This is a genomic window from Streptomyces sp. STAM6 (assembly GCF_054963715.1).
This window is the reverse complement of record NZ_JBUEFZ010000006.1, coordinates 205,678-227,034: the sequence shown is the minus strand read 5'-3', so window position 1 is coordinate 227,034 and position 21,357 is coordinate 205,678. Positions and strand designations below refer to the sequence as shown.

At 71.3% G+C, this 21,357-nt stretch carries 16 protein-coding genes; 13 read left to right on the top strand and 3 right to left on the bottom strand.

Annotated elements, in window-relative coordinates:
* The first annotated feature begins 291 nt into the window (after nt 1-291).
* From ACY34K_RS11240 to ACY34K_RS11220, 5 genes are read left to right on the top strand one after another with little or no spacing between them, the layout of a single operon-like run.
* Nucleotides 292-1,725, top strand: a complete 1,434-nt coding sequence (locus ACY34K_RS11240; protein ID WP_462746032.1) for an aminotransferase class III-fold pyridoxal phosphate-dependent enzyme — start codon at nt 292-294, stop codon at nt 1,723-1,725.
* Nucleotides 1,726-1,756: 31 nt separating this feature from the next.
* Nucleotides 1,757-3,649, top strand: coding sequence for an IucA/IucC family protein (locus tag ACY34K_RS11235; protein WP_462746031.1), 1,893 nt, complete (start codon nt 1,757-1,759; stop codon nt 3,647-3,649).
* Nucleotides 3,650-3,706: 57 nt separating this feature from the next.
* Nucleotides 3,707-4,306 (top strand): GNAT family N-acetyltransferase, encoded by a 600-nt coding sequence (locus ACY34K_RS11230; protein WP_462746083.1) that lies wholly within the window; start codon nt 3,707-3,709, stop codon nt 4,304-4,306.
* Between the two features lie 59 nt (nt 4,307-4,365).
* Nucleotides 4,366-6,231 carry an IucA/IucC family protein gene (locus ACY34K_RS11225; protein ID WP_462746030.1) on the top strand — a complete coding sequence of 622 codons (1,866 nt, stop codon included), beginning with the start codon at nt 4,366-4,368 and terminating at the stop codon, nt 6,229-6,231.
* A gap of 54 nt (nt 6,232-6,285) precedes the next feature.
* Nucleotides 6,286-8,283 (top strand): ATP-dependent DNA helicase, encoded by a 1,998-nt coding sequence (locus ACY34K_RS11220; protein ID WP_462746029.1) that lies wholly within the window; start codon nt 6,286-6,288, stop codon nt 8,281-8,283.
* 112 nt (nt 8,284-8,395) lie between these two features.
* Here ACY34K_RS11220 and lexA read toward each other — a convergent pair whose 3' ends face one another.
* Entirely contained in the window at nt 8,396-9,181 is a 786-nt protein-coding gene (gene lexA / locus ACY34K_RS11215; RefSeq protein ID WP_462746028.1) for a transcriptional repressor LexA, read from the bottom strand.
* A gap of 479 nt (nt 9,182-9,660) precedes the next feature.
* Here lexA and nrdR point away from each other — a divergent pair, with 479 nt between their 5' ends.
* Nucleotides 9,661-10,173 carry a transcriptional regulator NrdR gene (gene nrdR / locus ACY34K_RS11210; protein ID WP_462746027.1) on the top strand — a complete coding sequence of 171 codons (513 nt, stop codon included), beginning with the start codon at nt 9,661-9,663 and terminating at the stop codon, nt 10,171-10,173.
* Between the two features lie 143 nt (nt 10,174-10,316).
* Nucleotides 10,317-13,220 (top strand): vitamin B12-dependent ribonucleotide reductase, encoded by a 2,904-nt coding sequence (locus tag ACY34K_RS11205; RefSeq protein WP_462746026.1) that lies wholly within the window; start codon nt 10,317-10,319, stop codon nt 13,218-13,220.
* A gap of 109 nt (nt 13,221-13,329) precedes the next feature.
* Here ACY34K_RS11205 and ACY34K_RS11200 read toward each other — a convergent pair whose 3' ends face one another.
* Entirely contained in the window at nt 13,330-13,860 is a 531-nt protein-coding gene (locus tag ACY34K_RS11200) for a TerD family protein (RefSeq protein WP_462746025.1), read from the bottom strand.
* Between the two features lie 193 nt (nt 13,861-14,053).
* Between ACY34K_RS11200 and ACY34K_RS11195 the strand changes: the two genes are divergently transcribed.
* The 3 genes from ACY34K_RS11195 to ACY34K_RS11185 all read left to right on the top strand — a co-directional run bounded on the left by ACY34K_RS11195 (nt 14,054) and on the right by ACY34K_RS11185 (nt 16,457).
* Nucleotides 14,054-14,659 (top strand): YdbC family protein, encoded by a 606-nt coding sequence (locus ACY34K_RS11195; protein ID WP_462746024.1) that lies wholly within the window; start codon nt 14,054-14,056, stop codon nt 14,657-14,659.
* A gap of 214 nt (nt 14,660-14,873) precedes the next feature.
* On the top strand, nt 14,874-15,533 hold the full coding sequence (locus ACY34K_RS11190) for a histidine phosphatase family protein (protein WP_462746023.1): 660 nt from the start codon (nt 14,874-14,876) through the stop codon (nt 15,531-15,533).
* 12 nt (nt 15,534-15,545) lie between these two features.
* Complete coding sequence (locus ACY34K_RS11185; protein ID WP_462746022.1) at nt 15,546-16,457, top strand: ADP-ribosylglycohydrolase family protein; 912 nt, start codon at nt 15,546-15,548, stop codon at nt 16,455-16,457.
* 448 nt (nt 16,458-16,905) lie between these two features.
* Here the strand turns inward: ACY34K_RS11185 and ACY34K_RS11180 are convergent, their stop codons facing one another.
* Nucleotides 16,906-18,462, bottom strand: coding sequence for an MFS transporter (locus ACY34K_RS11180; RefSeq protein ID WP_462746021.1), 1,557 nt, complete (start codon nt 18,460-18,462; stop codon nt 16,906-16,908).
* A gap of 156 nt (nt 18,463-18,618) precedes the next feature.
* On the opposite strand from ACY34K_RS11180, the gene ACY34K_RS11175 reads away from it, so the two are divergent.
* The 3 genes from ACY34K_RS11175 to ACY34K_RS11165 all read left to right on the top strand — a co-directional run bounded on the left by ACY34K_RS11175 (nt 18,619) and on the right by ACY34K_RS11165 (nt 20,841).
* Complete coding sequence (locus ACY34K_RS11175; protein ID WP_462746020.1) at nt 18,619-19,245, top strand: TetR/AcrR family transcriptional regulator; 627 nt, start codon at nt 18,619-18,621, stop codon at nt 19,243-19,245.
* 161 nt (nt 19,246-19,406) lie between these two features.
* Nucleotides 19,407-20,117, top strand: a complete 711-nt coding sequence (locus ACY34K_RS11170) for a ribonuclease HII (RefSeq protein WP_462746019.1) — start codon at nt 19,407-19,409, stop codon at nt 20,115-20,117.
* Nucleotides 20,118-20,208: 91 nt separating this feature from the next.
* A complete protein-coding gene (locus ACY34K_RS11165) occupies nt 20,209-20,841 on the top strand; it encodes a hypothetical protein (RefSeq protein WP_462746018.1) in 633 nt (210 codons plus the stop codon).
* Nucleotides 20,842-21,357: the final 516 nt, after the last annotated feature.

Genomic DNA, 21,357 nt, shown 5'->3' with positions numbered 1-21,357 from the left:
TGATCCCCCTGGGACTTCGTATTTCTGGCACTTCGTCATGAGTACATCGCACTCGGACATCCGGAGTACGGGTCCGGAGTGCGGCCCCCCACTATGCCGGTGCAGTGGGGGACGGTATGCGGCAGGTCCGCGGTTCCCGACCGAAAGGATCTTCCAGAGGCCCGTGATCCCCGGCAGATGCCGTCGTTGGTACGTACGGGGGACGGAAGGCCGGCGTTCGGCGGCGCCGTACGGCGGACCACCTCCCGCCCCGATGTGCAACGCAACCGTTACACCGGGAGGAACGAAGACGTGGCCGTGACCGAACCCCCGCCGGCGGCCCCGCCCCCCGCGTCCTCACACGCGTCCTCACCGGCCGTCCCGCCCGCCGCGGTCCTCGCGCACGAGGGAATCCTGCGCAGGCAGTCGCTGCGTGAACCCACGGCCCGCACCTACGCGCGCTCCCTCCCCGTCGTTCCCGTGCGGGCGCGCGGGCTGACCATCGAGGGCGCGGACGGGCGCCGTTACCTCGACTGCCTCTCCGGAGCCGGGAGCCTGGCGCTCGGCCACAACCACCCGGTGGTCCTCGAAGCCATCAAGAAGGTCATCGACTCGGGCGCCCCGCTCCACGTCCAGGACCTCGCCACCCCCGTCAAGGACGCCTTCACCACCGAGCTGTTCGCCACCCTGCCCCGCCGCCTCGCCGACGACGCCCGCATCCAGTTCTGCGGTCCCGCCCGGACCGACGCCGTCGAAGCCGCCCTCGACCTCGTCCGCACGGCGACCGGCCGCAGCGGACTCGTCGCCTTCACCGGCTCCCACGAAGGCATGGCGGCCACCCGCCTGCCCTACCCGCAGGACTACCGCTGCCCCTTCGGCATCGGCGGCGAACGCGGCGCCGAACTCGCCGCCCGCTGGACCGAGAACCTCCTGAACGACCCCGGCCGGGACCTGCCCGCCCCCGCCGCGATGATCCTCGAACCCATCCAGGGCGACGGCGGCGTCCTGCCCGCCCCCGACAGCTGGCTGCGCCGCATCCGCGCCCTCACCGAAGCCCGTTCCCTCCCCCTGATCGCCGACGAGGTGCAGACCGGCGTCGGGCGCACCGGAGTCTTCTGGGCCGTCGAGCACAGCGGGGTCGTCCCCGACGTGATGGTCCTGTCCAAGGCCATCGGCGGTTCCCTCCCCCTGGCCGTCGTCGTGCACAGCTCCGCTCTCGACGTCTCCGGGCCCGGCAGCCGGCCGGGCGCCACCCGCGGCAACCAGCTCGCCATGGCCGCCGGCGCCGCGACCCTCGCGTTCGTGCGCCACAACAAGCTGGCCGAACGCGCGGCCGACCTCGGCGCCCGCATGCTGCGGCAACTGACGGCACTGGCCGCCGCCCACCCCCACATCGGCGACGTCCGGGGCCGGGGTCTGATGATCGGCGTCGAACTGGTCGACCCGGACACCCCCCACCCGGACACCCCTGTGCTGGGCACCCCCGGCACCCACCCTGCCGACGGCACCCCGCCCCCGCCTCCCTCCCCGTCCCTCGCGGCGGCAGTCCAGCAGGAGTGCCTGCACCGCGGACTCATCGTCGGACTCGGCGGCCCCCACGGCGGCGTCGTCCACCTGCTGCCCCCGCTCACCCTCACCGACGAACAGGCCGACGCGGTCCTCGACCGCTTCGCCGACGCCCTGGCCGCCGCCGGGCGACCCCCGTCCCACCGCCACGGGAACGGCCCCGGACCGTCCCGCTGCTGACCCCGCACATCCTCACCAGAAAGCCTCCTCCGTGAACCCCACTCCCACCCCCGAAGCAGCAGACCCCCACGGTCGGCGCCCCGCACACCACCCGGGACCGAACGGCACGCACGGCTCCCTCACCGTCGAGCCGGCGACCGTGCCGCGCCAGCAATCCGGCGCGTACGACCAGCTCCGCGCCCCCGCACAGACCCCCACCGGCTCCGCGGACCCCCTCGACCACCCGGACCCGCGCCGCGCGGCCGACGCCGCAGCGACCGAGAACCTGCTCCGCTGCTGGGTGCGCGAGAACAGCCTCCCCGGGCCCGACGGCGACACCCTGCGCATCCCCCTCGACGCCAGCGGCACCGCCCTGCTCGTCCCCGTCCGCCACTGGTCACCCACCGGGTGGCACCGCTTCGGCCCGCCCGCACTCGAAAGCGCCCCGCACAGCGCCCCCACCGCGGACGCCGTGACCGTCGCCGCCCTCCTCGCCCGCGAGACGTGCGGGCGCGAAGGCACCGAACTGGTCGGCCGGGTCGCCGACTCGGCCCGCCGCACCGCCGACTTCCTCGCCCACCGGCGCGCCCACCCCGCCCCCGCGCCCGAGGCCGACCTCTTCCTCACCGCCGAACAGGCCCTCGTCCTCGGCCACCCCCTCCACCCGACCCCCAAGAGCCGCGAAGGGTTCTCCGAGTCGGAGGCCCGCCACTACTCACCCGAGCTGAACGGTTCCTTCCCGCTCCACTGGATGGCCGTCGACCGCTCCGTACTGGCCACCGAGTCCGCCTGGACCGAGCAGGGCCGCGCCCTCCCCGCCCCCCAGCTCACCGCCCGCCTCTCCGACGGACTGGCCCTCCCGGACAACACGGCCGCCCTGCCCCTGCACCCCTGGCAGGCCCGCGAACTGCTCCACCGCCCGGCCGTCACCGAACTCCTCGCCGCGGGCCTGCTGCACGACCTCGGCCCGCACGGCCGCCCCTGGCACCCCACCTCCTCCGTCCGCACCGTCCACCAGCCCGGCGCACCCGCCATGCTGAAGCTCTCGCTCGGCGTCAGGATCACCAACTCCCGCCGGGAGAACCTCCGCAAGGAACTCCACCGCGGCGTCGAGGTCCACCGTCTGCTGCGCACCGGACTCTCGAAAGAGTGGCGATCCGCCCACCCGGGCTTCGACATCGTGCGCGACCCCGCCTGGCTGGCGGTCGACACGCCGTCCGGGGAGCCCGTGCCGGGTCTGGACGTCATGCTCCGCCACAACCCCTTCGGCCCCGGCGACGACGCCGTCTGCATCGCCGGCCTCACCGCCCCGCGGCCCTGGCCCGGCAGCACCCGCGTGCAGTCGCGGCTCGCCGCCACCATGTCCCGGCTCGCCGCCCGCACGGGCCGCCCCACCGGAGCCGTCGCCGCCGAGTGGTTCCTCCGCTACCTCGACCACGTCGTACGCCCGATCCTCTGGCTCGACGCAACCGCGGGCATCGCCCTCGAAGCGCACCAGCAGAACACCCTGGTCGTCCTCGACCCCGACGGCTGGCCCGTCGGCGGCCGCTACCGCGACAACCAGGGCTACTACTTCCGTGAGTCACACCGGGCAGCCCTGGAGAGCCGGCTCCCCGGCATCGGCACCGCCAGCGACACCTTCGTCTCCGACGCCGTCACCGACGAGCGGTTCGCCTACTACCTCGGCATCAACAACGTCCTCGGTCTGATCGGCGCCTTCGGCGCGCAACGCCTCGCCGACGAACGGCTCCTCCTCGCCGCCTTCCGCCAGTTCCTCACCACCGCCACCACGCTCGGCTCACCGCTCCCGCGGCAGCTACTGGAAGCACCCACCCTGCGCTGCAAGGCCAACCTCCTCACCAGGCTCGACGGTCTCGACGAACTCGTCGGCCCCGTGGACACTCAGTCCGTCTACGTAACGATCACCAACCCCGTGCACCTTTGACCAGCCCGAAAGGAGCGCCGCGTGCCCCCCACCGAGGCGAACGCCGCCACCGCGACCGTGACCCAGGCGGCACGCGGCCACGGCGCCGACCCGCTCGACAACCTGGCCGACCTGGGCCCGGCGGCCACCCCCGCCGGGCCCTTCCGGCTCGTCACCGTGGACATCGAGCGCGACCTCCCCCTGGTCAGTCACTGGATGAACGACCGGGAGGTCGCCGCCTTCCGGGAACTGGCGGGCCCGGACTCCGTCACCGCCGCCCCCCTGCGCTCCCCACTCGAAGGCGACGGACACAGCGTGCCCTGCCTCGGAGTCCTGGCGGACACCCCGATGAGCTATTTCGAGATCTACCGGGCCGACCTGGACCCGCTCGCCCGCCACTACCCGGCCCAGCCCCACGACACCGGCATCCACCTGCTCATCGGTGGCGCCGCCGATCGGGGCCGCGGCCTCGGCGCCGTCCTTCTGAGAGCCGTCGCCGACCTCGTCCTCGACCACCGGCCCGAGTGCGCCCGCGTGGTGGCCGAGCCCGACATCCGCACCACCCCGTCCGTCGCCACCTTCCTGACGGCCGGTTTCCGCCGCTCCGCCGAAGTCCAACTCCCGGAGAAGCGAGCAGCTCTGATGATCCGAGAACGTGCCCTGAGGCACCTACTGTGAAAGATCACCGCCTTACACACACCGCTCGAACCGCATCGGTTCCCTCTTGAGGAGTCCACGTGCCGAAGTCCCCTGCCACCCATGACTCCACGGAGCCGGCCACCGCGCCGACTCCGGCCGTCACGGCGGCCGCGACCGCTCCACCCGAGCTGAACCCGCAGGCGTGGGCCCGGGCATCCCGCCACCTCCTGGCGAAGATGATCGGCGAGTTCGCCTACGAGGAGATCATCGAACCGGTCCGGCACACCGGGGCGCCGCACGAGGAGCACCCGGACGGCGACCGGCACCCCGACGACGCCCCCCACACCTTCCGCCTCGACGACGGCTCCGAAGTCACCTTCACCGCCCGCCGGACCGCCTACGGGAGCTGGCGGGTCGCCCCCGACTCGATCACCCGCGACGGGGAGCCCTTCACCGACCCCCTGGACTTCCTCGTACGGGCCCGCCGCCTGCTGGCCCTCGACGGCGCCACCCTCGGCCACCTCATCCGAGAACTCACCACGACCCTCGCCGCCGACACCCGGCTCGACCACACCGCCCTCACGGCCGCCGAGCTCGCCGACCTCGACTACGCCGACCTCGAAGGCCACCAGACCGGGCACCCGTGGATCGTCCTCAACAAGGGCCGTGTCGGTTTCTCCGCCACCGACGCGGCGCACTGGACCCCCGAAGCACGCCGACCGGCCAGGCTGCCCTGGATCGCGGTCCGCACCGACCTCGCCGCCTACCGCGGCGTCTCCGGGCTCGACACGCCCGAGCGCCTCTACGACCGCGAGCTCGACCCCGCCGACCGGGAAGCCTTCGCGGCCACCCTGCGCGCCCGCGGCCTCGACCCCGCCGCCTACCTCTACCTGCCGGTCCACCCCTGGCAGTGGGACGAGACCATCCTCACGCTCTTCGCCCCCGCCGTCGCCGAAGGCGCGATCGTGCCGCTGCCCGCCGACGGTGATCTCCGGCTGCCGCAGCAGTCCATCCGGACCTTCCTGAACACGAGCCGCCCCGACCGGCACACGGTCAAACTGCCCCTGTCGATCCTGAACACCCTCGTCTGGCGCGGACTCCCGACCGAACGCACCCTCGCCGCCCCCGCCGTCACCGCCTGGGTGCACGGCCTGCGGGACGGCGACCCCTTCCTGCGGGACGAGTGCGGAGTCGTCCTCCTCGGCGAGGTCGCCTCCGTCACCGTCGAGCACCCGCTCTACGACCGCCTCCCCGAGGTGCCGTACCAGTACAAGGAGCTTCTCGGCGCCATCTGGCGCGAACCGCTGCGCCTCCCGTCCGGGGAACGCGCCCGCACCCTGGCCTCCCTGCTGCACACCGACCCGCAGGGCCGGGCCTTCACCGCCGAGCTGGTCGCCCGCTCGGGCCTCACCCCCACCGTCTGGCTCCAGCACCTCTTCGCCGCCCTGCTGCCGCCCCTGCTGCACTTCCTCTACCGCTACGGCACCGTGTTCTCCCCGCACGGCGAGAACGCCATCGTCGTGTTCGACGAACGGGACATCCCCGTGCACCTCGCGATCAAGGACTTCGTCGACGACGTCAACATCAGTGCGCGACGGCTGCCCGAGCTCGACGCGATGCCCGACGACGTACGGGCCGTCCTGCTCACCGAGGAACCGGACTTCCTCCCGCAGTTCATCCACGCGGGGCTCTTCATCGGTGTCTTCCGCTACCTCGCGCCCCTGTGCGAGGAACAACTGGGTGTGCCGGAAAGGGAGTTCTGGTCACTCGTGCGGGCGGAGATCCTGCGCTACCAGGCGCGCTTCCCGGAGCTCAAGGACCGGTACGAGACCTTCGACCTGCTCGCGCCGCGCATCGATCGGCTCTGCCTCAATCGCAACCGGCTGCATCTGGACGGTTACCGTGACCGCCCCGAGCGCCCGCACGCGGCGGTCCACGGCACCGTCCGCAATCCTTTGGCGTGATCCGACGGCTCGCGTGATCCGACTGTCAGTGGGGCGCCGTAGGGTGGACGGGCTATGACGAAGCCAACCCTCCCCGAGCTCCTCCACGCCGCCGTGTCCGCCGTCGGCGGCGTGGAAAGGCCAGGCCAGGTCACCATGGCCGAGGCCGTCGCCCAGGCCATCGACGACGGCTCGCACCTCCTCGTCCAGGCCGGCACCGGCACCGGTAAGTCCCTGGGGTACCTGGTGCCCGCACTGGCCCACGGGGACCGGGTCGTGGTGGCCACGGCGACCCTGGCGCTCCAGCGGCAGCTGGTCGAGCGCGACCTGCCGCGGACGGTCGAGGCACTGCATCCACAGCTGCGCCGCCGTCCGGAGTTCGCCATGCTCAAGGGGCGGTCGAACTACCTCTGTCTGCACCGCCTCCATGAAGGGGTGCCGCAGGACGAGGAGGAGGGGCTCTTCGACCCGTTCGAGGCGGCCGCCCCGACCAGCAAGCTCGGGCAGGACCTGCTGCGCCTGCGGGACTGGGCGGACGAGACCGAGACCGGTGACCGCGACGACCTGACCCCCGGCGTCTCCGACCGGGCCTGGGGGCAGGTCTCCGTCTCGTCCCGGGAGTGCCTGGGCGCGTCGAAGTGCGCCTACGGGGCGGAGTGCTTCGCCGAGGCCGCGCGGGAGCGCGCCAAGCTCGCCGAGGTCGTGGTCACCAACCACGCCCTGCTGGCGATCGACGCGATCGAGGGTGCCCCGGTCCTGCCCGAGCACGAGGTGCTGATCGTCGACGAGGCGCACGAGCTGGTCTCCCGGGTCACCGGGGTGGCGACCGGTGAGCTGACCCCGGGGCAGGTCAATCGCGCGGTGCGGCGGGCGGCGAAGCTGGTCAACGAGAAGGTCGCGGACCAGCTCCAGACCGCCGCCGAGGGCTTCGAGAAGCTGATGGAGCTGGCCCTGCCGGGCCGCCTGGAGGAGATCCCGGAGGACTTGGGCTATGCACTGATGGCGCTGCGCGACGCCTGCCGCGCGGTGATCACGGCGCTGGGCTCCACCCGTGACAAGTCCGTGCAGGACGAGGACGCGGTCCGCAAGCAGGCCCTGGCCTCCGTCGAGACGGTGCACGGGGTCGCGGAGCGGATCACTCAGGGCTCGGAGTACGACGTCGTCTGGTACGAGCGTCATGATCTCCGCGGAGGAGCCTCCTTCCGGCACAGCGGCGCTTCGCTGCGGGTCGCCCCACTCACGGTCTCGGGGCTGCTGCGGGAGAAGCTCTTCGCGGACCGGTCGGTGGTCCTGACCTCCGCCACTCTCAAGCTGGGCGGCGATTTCAACGGGGTCGGTGCCTCGCTGGGCCTGGCTCCCGAGGGCACCGAGGGCGACGACCTGCCGGTGTGGAAGGGCATCGACGTCGGTTCGCCGTTCGACTATCCCAAGCAGGGCATCCTCTACGTCGCCAAGCACCTCGCCCGCCCCGCGCGGGACGGCGAGCGCGGGGACATGCTGGACGAGCTCACGGAGCTGATCCAGGCGGCCGGCGGTCGGACGCTCGGGCTGTTCTCCTCGATGCGCGCGGCCCAGCAGGCGGCCGAGGAACTGCGCACCCGGATTCCCGAGCTGCCGATCCTCCTGCAGGGCGAGGACACCCTGGGCGAACTGATCAAGAACTTCGCGGCCGATCCGGAGACCTGTCTTTTCGGCACGCTCTCGCTCTGGCAGGGCGTGGATGTCCCGGGACCGAGCTGTCAGCTGGTCGTCATGGACAAGATCCCCTTCCCGCGCCCGGACGACCCGCTGATGAGCGCGCGGCAGAAGGCGGTGGAGGACGCGGGCGGCAATGGCTTCATGGCGGTGGCGGCGACTCATGCGGCGCTTCTGATGGCACAGGGCGCCGGTCGTCTCGTACGGGCCACGGGCGATCGCGGTGTGGTCGCCGTGCTGGATCCGCGCCTGGCGACGGCCCGCTACGGCAGCTATCTGAAGGCGTCGCTGCCGGACTTCTGGTACACGACGGACCGCAATCAGGTGCGCAAGTCACTGGCGGCGATCGACGCGGCCTCCAAGGCCGCTGGGGCCTGAAGGCGCCGGGGCTCCTTGGGGCGCCGGGGTCCTGGGGCGCGGCCCCTGGGGACACAGCAGGGCCCCGGGACCGGCGCAGGGGGTCCCGGGGCCGGTCCGAGCCGGCGGGTGGTCACACCCGCCGCAGTACCGCCACGACCTTGCCGAGGATCGTGGCCTCGTCGCCGGGGATGGGCTGGTACGCCGCATTGTGCGGGAGGAGCCAGACATGGCCGTCCTCGCGCTTGAAGCGCTTGACGGTGGCCTCGCCGTCGAGCATGGCGGCCACGATGTCGCCGTTCTCCGCGACCGGCTGGCGACGCACGGTCACCCAGTCACCGTCGCAGATGGCGGCCTCGATCATGGAGTCGCCGACGACCTTCAGGACGAACAGCTCGCCGTCGCCGACCAGCTGGCGGGGGAGGGGGAAGACGTCCTCGACGGACTCCTCCGCGAGGATGGGGCCACCGGCGGCGATCCGGCCGACCAGGGGGACGTACGACGCGGCGGGCTTGCCCGTGGTGTCGGTCGGCTGGGTGCTGGGCTGGTCGGAGCCGCGGACCTCGTAGGCGCGCGGGCGGTGGGGGTCGCGGCGCAGGAAGCCCTTGCGCTCCAGGGCCATGAGCTGGTGGGCCACGGAGGAGGTGCTGGAGAGGCCGACGGCCTGGCCGATCTCGCGCATCGACGGCGGGTAACCCCGTCGCTGTACGGAGTCCCGGATGACTTCGATGACCCGCCGCTGCCGGTCCGTGAGCCCGGAGCTGTCCGCCCGGATGCCTGGAGGTCGACCGGGCAGCGAGCGCGTGGGCTTGGGCCCCTCCGTGCTCGTGGTTGCTTCATTCATGGCATGCACCGGCTCGAGTCGGCTCTGTGAGCGGTCCTGGGCAGTGATGGTGGCACTGTCTGCGGTGGTGGTCACGTCGTCGGCCCCTCTCGAATGGTCTCCCTGGCTGCACAACGGTAGTTGCTTTCGAAAGGTTGCGCCAAACACACGTTCGAGTGAAAAATCGCAGATTGGCTTACGTGTACGTGTGACTAGGTGTATGTGCGACCCGCGGCGCGGTGGCGATCCGGGTCATGACGGTGGTTCCGGCCCCGCGGCCCGGTGGGGGCGGGCTGGTACTCCCAGTCTGTCATCCCGGCCTCCCGGATCCCGGGAGCCGCGCCCTTTCCCGTAGGCTCCCGCCCGGCTCCGGCGGCCCGGCCGCGCGACACGCGCGATGCGCGCGATGCGCGGCCGGACCCAAGATCTAGTGGTTGTATTGCCCCGGCCTCCCACAAGTAGTGGTACCCGGTGCTTCGGGGTGAAGGTCATCGCCTATGCTTGTGGCTGCTTCGGAGGGCCCCAGTGGTTCCGCCGAGGCTATTCAGTCGTGCTGTGAAGGAGGGTTGGGAGCCATGCACTGCCCCTTCTGCAGGCACCCCGACAGCCGCGTCGTCGACAGTCGCACCACCGACGACGGCACGTCCATCCGGCGCCGCCGCCAGTGCCCCGACTGCTCCCGCCGCTTCACCACGGTGGAGACCTGCTCACTGATGGTGATCAAGCGCAGCGGGGTCACCGAGCCCTTCAGCCGCGCCAAGGTCATCAGCGGTGTGCGCAAGGCGTGCCAGGGGCGGCCGGTGACCGAGGACGCCCTCGCACTGCTCGGCCAGCGGGTCGAGGAGGCGGTGCGGGCGACCGGCAGCGCGGAGCTGACCACGCACGACGTCGGTCTGGCCATACTCGGCCCCCTGCAGGAACTCGACCTCGTCGCGTACCTGCGCTTCGCGTCCGTGTACCGGGCATTCGACTCACTCGAAGACTTCGAGGCCGCCATCGCGGAGCTCCGCGAGCAGCGGCCGCCGGCGGAAGAGGGCGGCACCGGTGCGACCCACGAGGTCCCGGTGCCCGCCGCTGCCGCCGACTGATCGCCCCGTCCGGCGATCGGCCGCAGAGCGGCAATTGACGTGTCACGGGTGCTGGGCGCAGCCCCCGCGACAAGAGAACAGAGACTGTGCCTTGGGAAGATCTGGGCACTTCAGGGCGTTTTTGCCCGTATATGGGAGGCGGCATGACAGAGACGACGAGCGGTCCGGCACGAGGGTCCCGTACCAAGGGGGCCAAGGCGGCTGCTGCCGCCCGGCAGGGTCTGCGTATCGAGCGCATCCACACCACGCCCGGCGTGCACCCGTACGACGAGGTGGTCTGGGAGCGCCGTGACGTCGTCATGACCAACTGGCGCGACGGCTCGGTCAACTTCGAGCAGCGTGGCGTCGAGTTCCCCGACTTCTGGTCGGTGAACGCGGTCAACATCGTCACCAGCAAGTACTTCCGCGGAGCCGTCGGCACCCCGCAGCGCGAGACCGGTCTGAAGCAGCTGATCGACCGGATCGTGAAGACGTACCGGAAGGCCGGTGAGGAGTACAACTACTTCGCCTCGCCCGCCGACGCCGAGATCTTCGAGCACGAACTGGCCTACGCCCTCCTGCACCAGATCTTCAGCTTCAACTCCCCGGTGTGGTTCAACGTCGGCACGCCCCAGCCGCAGCAGGTCTCCGCCTGCTTCATCCTGTCCGTCGACGACTCCATGGAGTCGATCCTCGACTGGTACAAGGAAGAGGGCATGATCTTCAAGGGCGGCTCCGGCGCCGGCCTGAACCTCTCCCGCATCCGCTCCTCCAAGGAGCTCCTCTCCTCCGGCGGCAACGCCTCCGGCCCCGTGTCCTTCATGCGCGGTGCGGACGCCTCCGCGGGAACGATCAAGTCCGGTGGCGCCACCCGCCGCGCCGCCAAGATGGTCATCCTCGACGTCGACCACCCCGACATCGAGGACTTCATCGAGACCAAGGTGAAGGAAGAGGAGAAGATCCGCGCCCTGCGCGACGCGGGCTTCGACATGGACCTGGGCGGCGACGACATCACGTCCGTCCAGTACCAGAACGCCAACAACTCGGTCCGCGTGAACGACGAGTTCATGAAGGCCGTGGAGGCCGGCGGCACGTTCGGCCTGCGCGCCCGCATGACCGGCGAGGTCATCGAGGAGGTCGACGCCAAGTCGCTCTTCCGCAAGATGGCCGAGGCCGCCTGGGCCTGCGCCGACCCCGGCATCCAGTACGACGACACGATCAACCACTGGCACACCTGCCCGGAGTCCGGCCGCATCAACGGCTCGAACCCCTGCAGCGAGTACATGCACCTGGACAACACCTCGTGCAACCTCGCCTCGCTGAACCTCATGAAGTTCCTGAAGGACGACGGCGAGGGCAACCAGTCCTTCGACTCCGTGCGCTTCGCCAAGGTCGTCGAGCTGGTCATCACGGCGATGGACATCTCCATCTGCTTCGCCGACTTCCCGACGCAGAAGATCGGCGAGAACACCCGCGCCTTCCGTCAGCTCGGCATCGGCTACGCCAACCTCGGCGCCCTGCTGATGGCCACGGGCCACGCGTACGACTCCGACGGCGGCCGCGCCCTCGCCGGTGCCATCACCTCCCTGATGACCGGCACCTCCTACAAGCGCTCCGCGGAGCTCGCCGCGGTCGTCGGTCCGTACGACGGCTACGCCCGCAACGCCGAGCCGCACAAGCGCGTCATGAAGCAGCACGCCGACGCCAACGCCACCGCCGTCCGCATGGACGACCTGGACACCCCGATCTGGGCCGCCGCAACGGAGGCCTGGCAGGACGTGCTCCGCCTCGGCGAGAAGAACGGTTTCCGTAACTCCCAGGCCTCCGTCATCGCCCCGACCGGCACCATCGGTCTCGCGATGTCCTGCGACACCACCGGGCTGGAGCCCGACCTCGCCCTGGTCAAGTTCAAGAAGCTGGTCGGCGGCGGCTCGATGCAGATCGTCAACGGCACCGTTCCGCAGGCGCTGCGCCGCCTCGGCTACCAGCCGGAGCAGATCGAGGCGATCGTCGCCCACATCGCCGAGCACGGCAATGTGATCGACGCCCCGGGCCTCAAGCAGGAGCACTACGAGGTCTTCGACTGCGCCATGGGCGAGCGCTCCATCTCCGCGATGGGCCATGTCCGCATGATGGCCGCCATCCAGCCGTGGATCTCGGGCGCGCTCTCCAAGACGGTCAACATGCCGGAGTCGGCGACCGTCGAAGAGGTCGAGGAGATCTACTTCGAGGCCTGGAAGATGGGCGTCAAGGCGCTCGCGATCTACCGCGACAACTGCAAGGTCGGCCAGCCGCTCTCCGCCAAGAAGAAGGAGGAGAAGAAGGCCGAGGTCGCCGAGAAGGCCGAGGAGACCATCCGGGCCGCGGTCGAGAAGGTCGTCGAGTACCGCCCGGTCCGCAAGCGCCTTCCCAAGGGCCGTCCCGGCATCACCACCTCCTTCACGGTGGGTGGCGCCGAGGGGTACATGACCGCCAACTCCTACCCGGACGACGGTCTCGGTGAGGTCTTCCTGAAGATGTCCAAGCAGGGCTCGACGCTCGCGGGCATGATGGACGCCTTCTCGATCGCCGTCTCGGTCGGCCTGCAGTACGGCGTCCCGCTGGAGACGTACGTCTCGAAGTTCACCAACATGCGCTTCGAGCCGGCCGGTATGACGGACGACCCGGACGTGCGGATGGCCCAGTCGATCGTCGACTACATCTTCCGCCGCCTGGCGCTGGACTTCCTGCCCTTCGAGACCCGCTCCGCGCTCGGCATCCACTCCGCCGAGGAGCGCCAGCGGCACCTGGAGACCGGTTCCTACGAGCCCGCCGAGGACGAGGTGGACGTCGAGGGCCTGGCCCAGTCCGCCCCGCGCCAGCAGGAGGCCCCGAAGGTGATCGCCGCCGCGTCGCCGAAGGCGGAAGTGCCGGCCCCCAAGCAGGCTCACACCTCGGCCGAGCTGGTCGAGATGCAGCTGGGCATCAGCGCGGACGCGCCGCTGTGTTTCTCCTGCGGTACGAAGATGCAGCGTGCCGGTTCCTGCTACATCTGCGAGGGCTGCGGCTCCACCAGCGGCTGCAGCTGACCCGGCGGGCCGGCGCGCCGGCCGGAACGCACCTGTGACGAGGGGCGGTGGGCACGATGCCCACCGCCCCTCGTCGGGCGTCCTCCCGGCGCGGGCGGACGGCGCGCCGTCAGGCGTGCTCGGCGCCCATCAGCGCGGTGAACGACTCGGGGTCGGTGTCGAATCCGCGGATGATCCTGCGGTACTCCCAGCCGCCGGTGCCGTCCCGGGTGAACTCCACGACGGTCGCCGCGGTAGCGTCCTGGAGGCCGGCGAAATCATGGGTCTCCAGGTCGGTGTAGCCCTCACGGACCACGACCCGGGTGTGGGAGATCTCGGCGAAGGTCCGGCGCCCGCCACCCTGCTGTATGACGACACCCACCACCACGCGCGCGTACGCCGGTGCGAGACGGTTCAGCTCCAGCGTCATCGCCTCGTCGACGCCGAAACCCTGGCCGGTCCTGCTGTCCCTGCTGAGGGTGATGGTGCCGTCCGGCGACCGGCTGTCGAAGTGCACCAGGTAGACGGGGGTGCCATGGGGGTCCTCCGTGCTGTAGACCGCGGCGACGATGTCGAGGTCGTGGTCGGAGGCCCCGGACGGGCTCGGGTCCCATTTGAGCGTCACCTCGACCTTGCCGACCCCCTTGTTGAGACTGCTCACCGAATTCCCCTCTCTCGTACCCGCCTCGTTCGGACGGGGCCAACTGCCCCCGGCCCCGCGCTCCTTGCCATGGTGTCACGCGACCACCACGTGTGATCGGGCGTTGAGCACGTGACCGCACACACTCCCCCTACCGGGGTGCAGTGCGGCGGAGGGTGACCCGCGCCACGTCCCGCAGCCGTACGATGGCGCGGTGCTGGTCAAGTGGATTCGCTGCACTGTGGTGGACCGTCGTGGGTTCGAGCGGGGGCAGCGGAAATGGGCGGGGCTGCTGGGTGAGCCCGGATTCCGGGGACAGGGCGGCGGCTGGAGCCGCAGCCGGCCCGGTGTTGCCCATGTGTTCGCCTTCTGGGAGAGCCGGGCCTTCTACGACTCCTTCATGGCCCGGTCCCACGACCGGCTGGCGGCCGCCCAGTCGGGCACGTACCGGAACCTCCAGGCCAAGCTCTTCGACTACCGCTTCGATGTGAAGACCGGGTTCGAGCCTCGGTTCACCGACGCCGATGTCGTCCGGGTCGCACACAGCCGGATCCACGCCGAGCGGGTCGATCACTTCGCGCTGATGCAGGAGAAGGTGTGGAACCCGGCGATGGCGGGGTCGCCCGGCATGGTGCGGGGGATCTTCGGTGAGGCGCCGGGCAACGAGTTCCTGGTCCTGTCGATGTGGCAGTCGGCGGCCGAGCACGGTAAGTACCGCACGGAGCGGGTGGAGCGCCTCGCTCTGCGGGCGCAGACCGAGGCCGACGTCGCCGCGCTCACGGGGGACGTCGTGGACCTGGAAGCGGCCTGGACGGTGTGACCGCGGGTGGTGCGGCCGAGGTCCGGACGGTGTGCGGCGGGTCGCGCGGTGCGACGCCCGGACGGGGTGACGCCCGGGCCGCGCGGCGCGGGCCGGTCGTGCCGGGGGCGGCGGCGGTCGTGCCGGGGGCGGTGGCGGCGGGCGTGGCGGCCCATCCTCCGGTAGTCGGCGCTGCCGTGCGGCGGAACACGGGCCTCCCCCCTAGGGTCATGACATGGCACGACCACGTCGCATCGTTCTGGTACGGCACGGCGAATCGGAGGGGAATACCGATGACACGGTGTACGAGCGGGAGCCCGACCACGCCTTGAGGCTCACGGCCGCGGGCCGGCGCCAGGCCGAGGAAACCGGCGCGCGGCTGCGCGAACTGTTCGGGGAGGAGCGGGTCAGCGTCTACATCTCGCCCTACCGCCGCACCCATGAGACGTACCTCGCGTTCGGGCTGGACCCCGCGCGGGTGCGGGTACGGGAGGAGCCGCGCCTGCGCGAGCAGGACTGGGGAAACTGGCAGGACCGGGAGGACGTGCGGTTGCAGAAGGAGTACCGGGACAGATACGGGCACTTCTTCTACAGGTTCGCGCAGGGCGAGTCGGGCGCCGACGTCTACGACCGGGTGGGGGCCTTCCTGGAGAGTCTCCACCGCAGTTTCCAGGCCCCGGACCACCCGCCGAACGTCCTTCTGGTCACCCACGGCCTGACCATGCGGCTGTTCTGCATGCGGTGGTTCCACTGGACCGTCGCGGACTTCGAGTCGCTCGCCAACCCGCGCAACGGCGAGACCCGCTCCCTGCTGCTCGGCGACGACGGCAGGTACAGGCTGGACCAGCCGTTCGTGCGCTGGCGGACCCCCGAGTCGTACGGGTTCACCGGTTAGAGTGGCAGTGCGATGATCCCTGACTCCGCACCCGACCGGCGCTTCGAACGCGCCCTGGCCAGCCTGCGCGGACTGGCCGTGGGAGACGCCTTGGGCTCCCAGTTCTTCGTACCCGCCAACTATCCCCTGCTCAAGCGCCGCGAGCTGCCGCCCGGCCCCTGGCAGTGGACCGACGACACGGAGATGGCCTGCTCGGTGCTGGCCGTCCTCGCCCGGCACGGCCGCGTCGACCAGGACGCACTGGCCCTCTCCTTCGCCGAGCACCATGACTTCGACCGGGGCTACGGCCCCGCCGTGAACCGGATGCTCCGGCTGATCCGGGAGGGCGCCGACTGGCGCGAGCTGGCCGCAGCGCTTTTCAACGGCCAGGGCTCCTGGGGCAACGGCGCAGCGATGCGCATCGCCCCGCTCGGCGCCTGGTACGCCGACGACCCGGAGCAGGCCACGCACCAGGCCGAGATCTCCTCGTACACCACCCACCAGCACCGGGAAGCAGTGGTGGGCTGTATGGCCGTCGCGGCCGCCGCCGCGCTCGCCGCCGACCCGGCGGGGCCGCCCACGCCCGAGGCTCTCCTCGACGGAGTCGTCGCGCTGGTGCCCCGCAGCGCGGTGGGCGCGGGGCTGCGCCGTGCCCGGGACATGCTCGACTACGGCGACGCGGGCACGGTCGCCGCCGTGCTCGGCAGCGGCCGGCGCACCAGCGCGCACGACACGGTGCCGTTCGCGCTCTGGTCGGCCGCCCGAGCCCTCGGCGACTACGAGCGTGCCTTCTGGACGACGGCGCAGGTCGGCGGCGACGTCGACACGACCTGTGCCATCGCCGGTGGAGTGGTGGCCGCGGCCGGGGGAGGGGCGCCCCCCGCCCACTGGCTGGAGCAGACGGAAGACCTGCCCGACTGGGTTCCGACCGCCCCCGCCGCCTGACGGAGGCGCGGCCCGCGGCCGGCCCCCGGCACGTCGGGTGCGGGAGCCCGTCCACGCGTGCCCGCACCAGGCACAGCGACCACGGGCCGGCCCGGCGGAGCGCCGCGGGCCGGCCCCGGTGAAGTTGAGGACGCCCGGCCGAGGCGAGTGACCACAGGCCGGTCCAGGCGTGGTGCCGCGGGCCGGCCTACGGTGAAGTTGATCACGGTCGGCCGAGGCGAGTGAACAGGGGCCTGCCCAGGCGTAGTGCCGCCGGCCGACCCCGGTGAAGTTGATCACGGGCCCGGGCCCCGGCGAGCGATCATGGGCCGGCCCTGGCGAGCTGTCAGTCCGGCCGTGGTGTGTGCCGTGGGCCGGCCTGATGTCCGCCGCGGCCGGACCGGGCCCGCTCGTGCTCGACGTGGTGCCGTGGTCCGGCCGTCACGGCTGTGCGGGAGGGCCGCCGGGGCTACGCCGCCGACGGGCCCGCCGCCTCCGCCTTGCCGCTGAGCGCCTCGAGGTCGCTCTTGCGGACCCGGATCACCGTCACCGCGGTCAGCAGGGCCACCAGCACCATGAGCACGGCCGCCATGAAGGCTGTCGAGATGCCCTGGGTCAGGACGTCGTGCCCCCACGGCGCCGGCAGCTCCTTGGTCTTTGCGAACTGCGCCTTCTGCTCGGGGGTCGCTTCGGCGAGGAAGGAGGGGATCTGCTTCTCGGCCTCGTTGCGGCTCGCCGTGCCGAACACGGTGACCAGGATGGACAGTCCCAGGGAACCACCGACCTGCTGGGTCGCGTTGAGAAGTCCGGACGCCGCGCCCGCCTCGTGCTGGGCGACCCCCGACACCGCCGTCAGGGTCAGCGTCACGAAGTTCAGCCCCATACCGAAGCCGAAGAGCACCATCGGGCCGAGGACCCCGCCCACGTACGAGCTGTCGGGCGTGATGAACGTCTGCCACAGGAGGCCCACACCCGTGAGCGCGGATCCCGTGACCATGAACGGCTTCGGCCCGAGCACGGGCAGCAGCCGCTGCGACAGACCCGCACCCGTGATGATCGCGACCGTCACGGGCAGGAACGCCAGCCCGGACTGGATCGGGCTGTAGCCCAGGACGTTCTGGACGAACAGCACGATGAAGAAGAACATGCCGAACATCGCCGCGGCCAGGCTCAGCATGATGAGGTACGTGCCCGAGCGGTTCCGGTCGGCGAACATCCGGAGCGGAGTGATCGGTTCCCGGGCCCGCGACTCGATGACGGCGAATGCCGCGAGGAGCACCACGGCAGCGGCGAACGAGGTGATGGTGAGCGAATCGCGCCAGCCGTCCTCGGAGGCCCGGATGAATCCGTATACGAGGGAGGCCATGCCGGCCGTCGAGGTCAGCGCGCCCGCGATGTCGAAGCGGCCCGGATGACGCTGAGACTCTGTGATGTAGAGGGGCGTGAGGAAGGCGATGAGCACACCGATGGGTACGTTCACGAAGAGCACCCAGCGCCAGTCGAGCCACTCGGTGAGCATGCCGCCGGCCAGCAGCCCGATCGCGCCACCACCGGCCGAGACCGCGGCAAAGACCCCGAATGCCCGGTTCCGCTCAGGTCCTTCGGGGAACGTCGTGGTGATGAGGGCGAGCGAGGTGGGGGAGGCGATCGCGCCGCCGACTCCCTGGAGGGCGCGTGCGGCGAGCAACTGCCACGGCTCCTGCGCGAATCCGCCCAGCAGGGAGGCGAAGGTGAAGATCAGGATGCCGGTCATGAAGACCCGGCGACGCCCCAGGATGTCGCCCGCCCTGCCGCCGAGCAGCAGCAGACCGCCGAAGGTCAGCGTGTACGCGCTGAGCACCCAGGACAGATCGGTCGTCGAGAAGGACAGCGCGTCCTGGATGTGGGGCAGCGCGATGTTCACGATGGTCGCGTCGAGCACGACCATGAGCTGACAGGCGGCGATGACGGTGAGCGCGATTCCCGGCCGGCCTTGTCTGCGGGCGGCGCCGGGCCCGCTCTTGGTTTCCGGTGGAGAGGTGGTCACGATGGGTCCCCCATGAGTAAGTAGTGAACGAGCCCGTTCACTGTCGCGTCAACGGTAGGAGTCCCCTTCAGGGAACGCAACCGTTCACTGAACCTGTCGCGCGACAAAGTCCCCGCACTGATGGAGAGTTGACACCGCATCGATGGAGAAGTCCTGATGGCTACCACGAGTTCGTCGGCCGCCGCTCGGCCGCAGAGGGTGCCCTTCCGGCGCCGGGGTCCCGTCCTGGAGAGGGCGATCCTGGAGGCCGCCCTGGAGCAGCTGAGTACCGTCGGCTGGAGCGGCCTGACGATGGAGGGCGTCGCGGCCGGCGCCCAGACGGGCAAGGCCGCCGTCTACCGGCGCTGGCCCTCGAAGGAGGATCTCGTCGCCGATGCGCTGCAGGCCGGGCTGCCCACGTTCAGCGAGGCCCCCGACCGGGGCAGTGTGCGCGAGGACCTCTACGAACTCTGTCGCCGGATCCGGGACGCGATGTACTCCAGGCCAGGCTTCGCACTTCGCTCGGTGATTCACGAATGCGACAGTGTGACCGCTGAACGCTTTCATGGCCTGATCCTCAGTGGAGTGATCGAGCCCTCCACGCGCCTCTTCCGGGAGGTCTTGCGGCGCGGAATCACAAGGGGCGAGGTTCGGGCGGAAGCGACCGACGACATGGTCGTCGATGTCATGCCCGCCATGATGATGTACCGCTCCAAGATGTGCGGAAGTGAATGGGCGGACGCCGAGATCGCCGAGCTGGTCGACCGGGTCATGCTGCCCCTGCTCCGCTCCCAGGCGGTCTGACGGGGGCTCGCGCGCCCCGGAACCTCGCGATCCGGAACGGAGCCGTGGATTCCGTGCAAAGGCTGCCACCGCGACCCGCCCGGCCGGCGGCGACCGGCTCGGCCGCGGGATGCCAATCCGGGTATCGCGGCCGGGGTCGGGCGGCGTAATCTGTCAGCGCCATGCCGTACGAACCACCCACCCACACCGTCGAGCGCTCGATCAGAGCGACAACCGGCGCCAAGATCATCGCCGGCGTCGATGAGGTCGGACGCGGGGCGTGGGCCGGGCCCGTCACGGTCTGCGCCGCTGTCACCGGACTGCGCCGGCCACCCGCCGGACTGACCGATTCCAAGCTGATCTCCCCCAACCGTCGTGCCGAACTGGCCGAGGAGCTGGAGAAGTGGGTCACCTCGCATGCCCTCGGGCACGCCTCCCCCGAGGAGATCGACGAGCTCGGGATGACCGCGGCGCTGAGGCTGGCGGCCCTGCGGGCGCTGGACGCGCTTCCGGTACGTCCCGACGCGGTGATCCTGGACGGCAAGCACGACTATCTGGGGTTGCCCTGGCGGGTCCGCACGGTGATCAAGGGCGATCAGTCCTGTGTCGCCGTGGCGGCCGCGTCCGTCATCGCCAAGGTGCGGCGGGACGCCATGATGGCCGCCCTCGAAGCGGAGGACGCGCACTACGCGACCTTCGGGTTCGGGGCCAACGCGGGCTACCCCTCGCCGGTCCACAAGGCGGCGCTCCGGGAATGGGGGCCGACGCCGTACCACCGGCTGAGCTGGGCGTATCTGGACGCGCTGCCCCAGTGGCGCCACCTCAAGAAGGTCCGTCTCTCCGCCGAGGCGGCCGCACTCGAAGACGGGGGCCAGCTCGGCTTCGATTTCTGAACTGTCCGGCACTGCCCGCCCGAAGAGCCGGATCGCACGCAGGTGCCACCCGGCGGTGCTTCTCGCACCGACGTCTGATAGACATCCATTTATGCCTCTCATCCCCGAGGAGCCTCAGATTCACGAGAGTGCCCAGGGTCCCCGCGCAACTCCGGCCGCCGGCCGCCCCGCGCCGACCCCCCGTCCCGTACCCGGTCCGCGTTCCGCGGCCTCGCCGCGTCCCGGTCGCCCGGGCCCCGGCCCGGCCCGTCCCGCGCCGCCGGTGCCGCGCCCGCACTCCGGTGCCGGGCAGTCCCCGTCGTCCCGGCCGGAGAATCGTTCCGCGTCGCAGCCGCAACCGCAGATCCAGCTGATCCCCGCTCCGGCCGACGGTGCGCTCGACGCCGCCGAAGAAGCGGTCGACCTGCTGCTCGAGACCGGCCGTGCCCCGGGCGACATCCTGGTGCTCACGACCGGCGAACAGCACCCGTGGGCCACGCACGAGCTGTCCTTCGGCGACACCGCCTACTGGGCCCAGCACGACGCCCGTGACGACGTGTTCTTCGCCGACGCGGCCGCCGTCGAGCGCGCCTCGGGCCGCCCCGTCGTGGTCGTCGCGGTCAACGGCGGCGGCGACGACGCGACCGCCCGTGTGCTGCCCGCCGCCCTGACCCGGGCGAGCGCGCTGCTGATCGTGTGCGGTGACCCGCAGCGGATCAACTCCGTGCTCGGCGCGGGAGTCTGAGCGTCTCCTGAGCCGCGGGTGCCCTTGGCCCTGGACTCGGTGGCTGCCGTCCGGTGAGTGCCGCGTTCGCGCGTGGCGACCGAGGCCCCGTCGCTGTGGGCAGCCGTCGCGGGCGCCCTCCGTCGCCGGTACCCACCGTGGTGGGCGCACCCCGTCGTCGGACCGCGCGGCCCGGGGCTCGGGTCGCGCGGAGCTGACCGAATGGGTCCGCCGTCCGGTCATGACCGCCCTCCGTGGATGCTGGGTTCGCGTGGCCACCGGGGGCACCCGTCGCCGTGCGCAGCCGTCGCGGCGCACTCCGTCGTGGGCATCCACCGTGGTGGGCGCACCCGTCGTCGGACCGCACGGCCCGGTGCCCGGTTCATGACCCGGCCGGCACCGAGACCGCGCGGCCCGAGACTGGGCGGCACCGCGACCGCGCGGCACCGAGGCTGTCCGGCCGACGAGACTTCCGGTGACGAGGCCTTCCGGCACTGCGGCCCCCGTGGGGGAGCAGTGCCGGGGCCGGTCACCCGT

What these genes read in the sequence shown, in the direction of transcription:
- ACY34K_RS11220 (WP_462746029.1), top strand. Translation starts at nt 6,286, where the DNA reads ATGACGAAGCCAACCCTCCCCGAGCTCCTCCACGCCGCCGTGTCCGCC.
- nrdR (WP_462746027.1), top strand. Translation starts at nt 9,661, where the DNA reads ATGCACTGCCCCTTCTGCAGGCACCCCGACAGCCGCGTCGTCGACAGT.
- ACY34K_RS11205 (WP_462746026.1), top strand. Translation starts at nt 10,317, where the DNA reads ATGACAGAGACGACGAGCGGTCCGGCACGAGGGTCCCGTACCAAGGGG.
- ACY34K_RS11190 (WP_462746023.1), top strand. Translation starts at nt 14,874, where the DNA reads ATGGCACGACCACGTCGCATCGTTCTGGTACGGCACGGCGAATCGGAG.
- ACY34K_RS11185 (WP_462746022.1), top strand. Translation starts at nt 15,546, where the DNA reads ATGATCCCTGACTCCGCACCCGACCGGCGCTTCGAACGCGCCCTGGCC.
- ACY34K_RS11175 (WP_462746020.1), top strand. Translation starts at nt 18,619, where the DNA reads ATGGCTACCACGAGTTCGTCGGCCGCCGCTCGGCCGCAGAGGGTGCCC.
- ACY34K_RS11170 (WP_462746019.1), top strand. Translation starts at nt 19,407, where the DNA reads ATGCCGTACGAACCACCCACCCACACCGTCGAGCGCTCGATCAGAGCG.
- ACY34K_RS11165 (WP_462746018.1), top strand. Translation starts at nt 20,209, where the DNA reads ATGCCTCTCATCCCCGAGGAGCCTCAGATTCACGAGAGTGCCCAGGGT.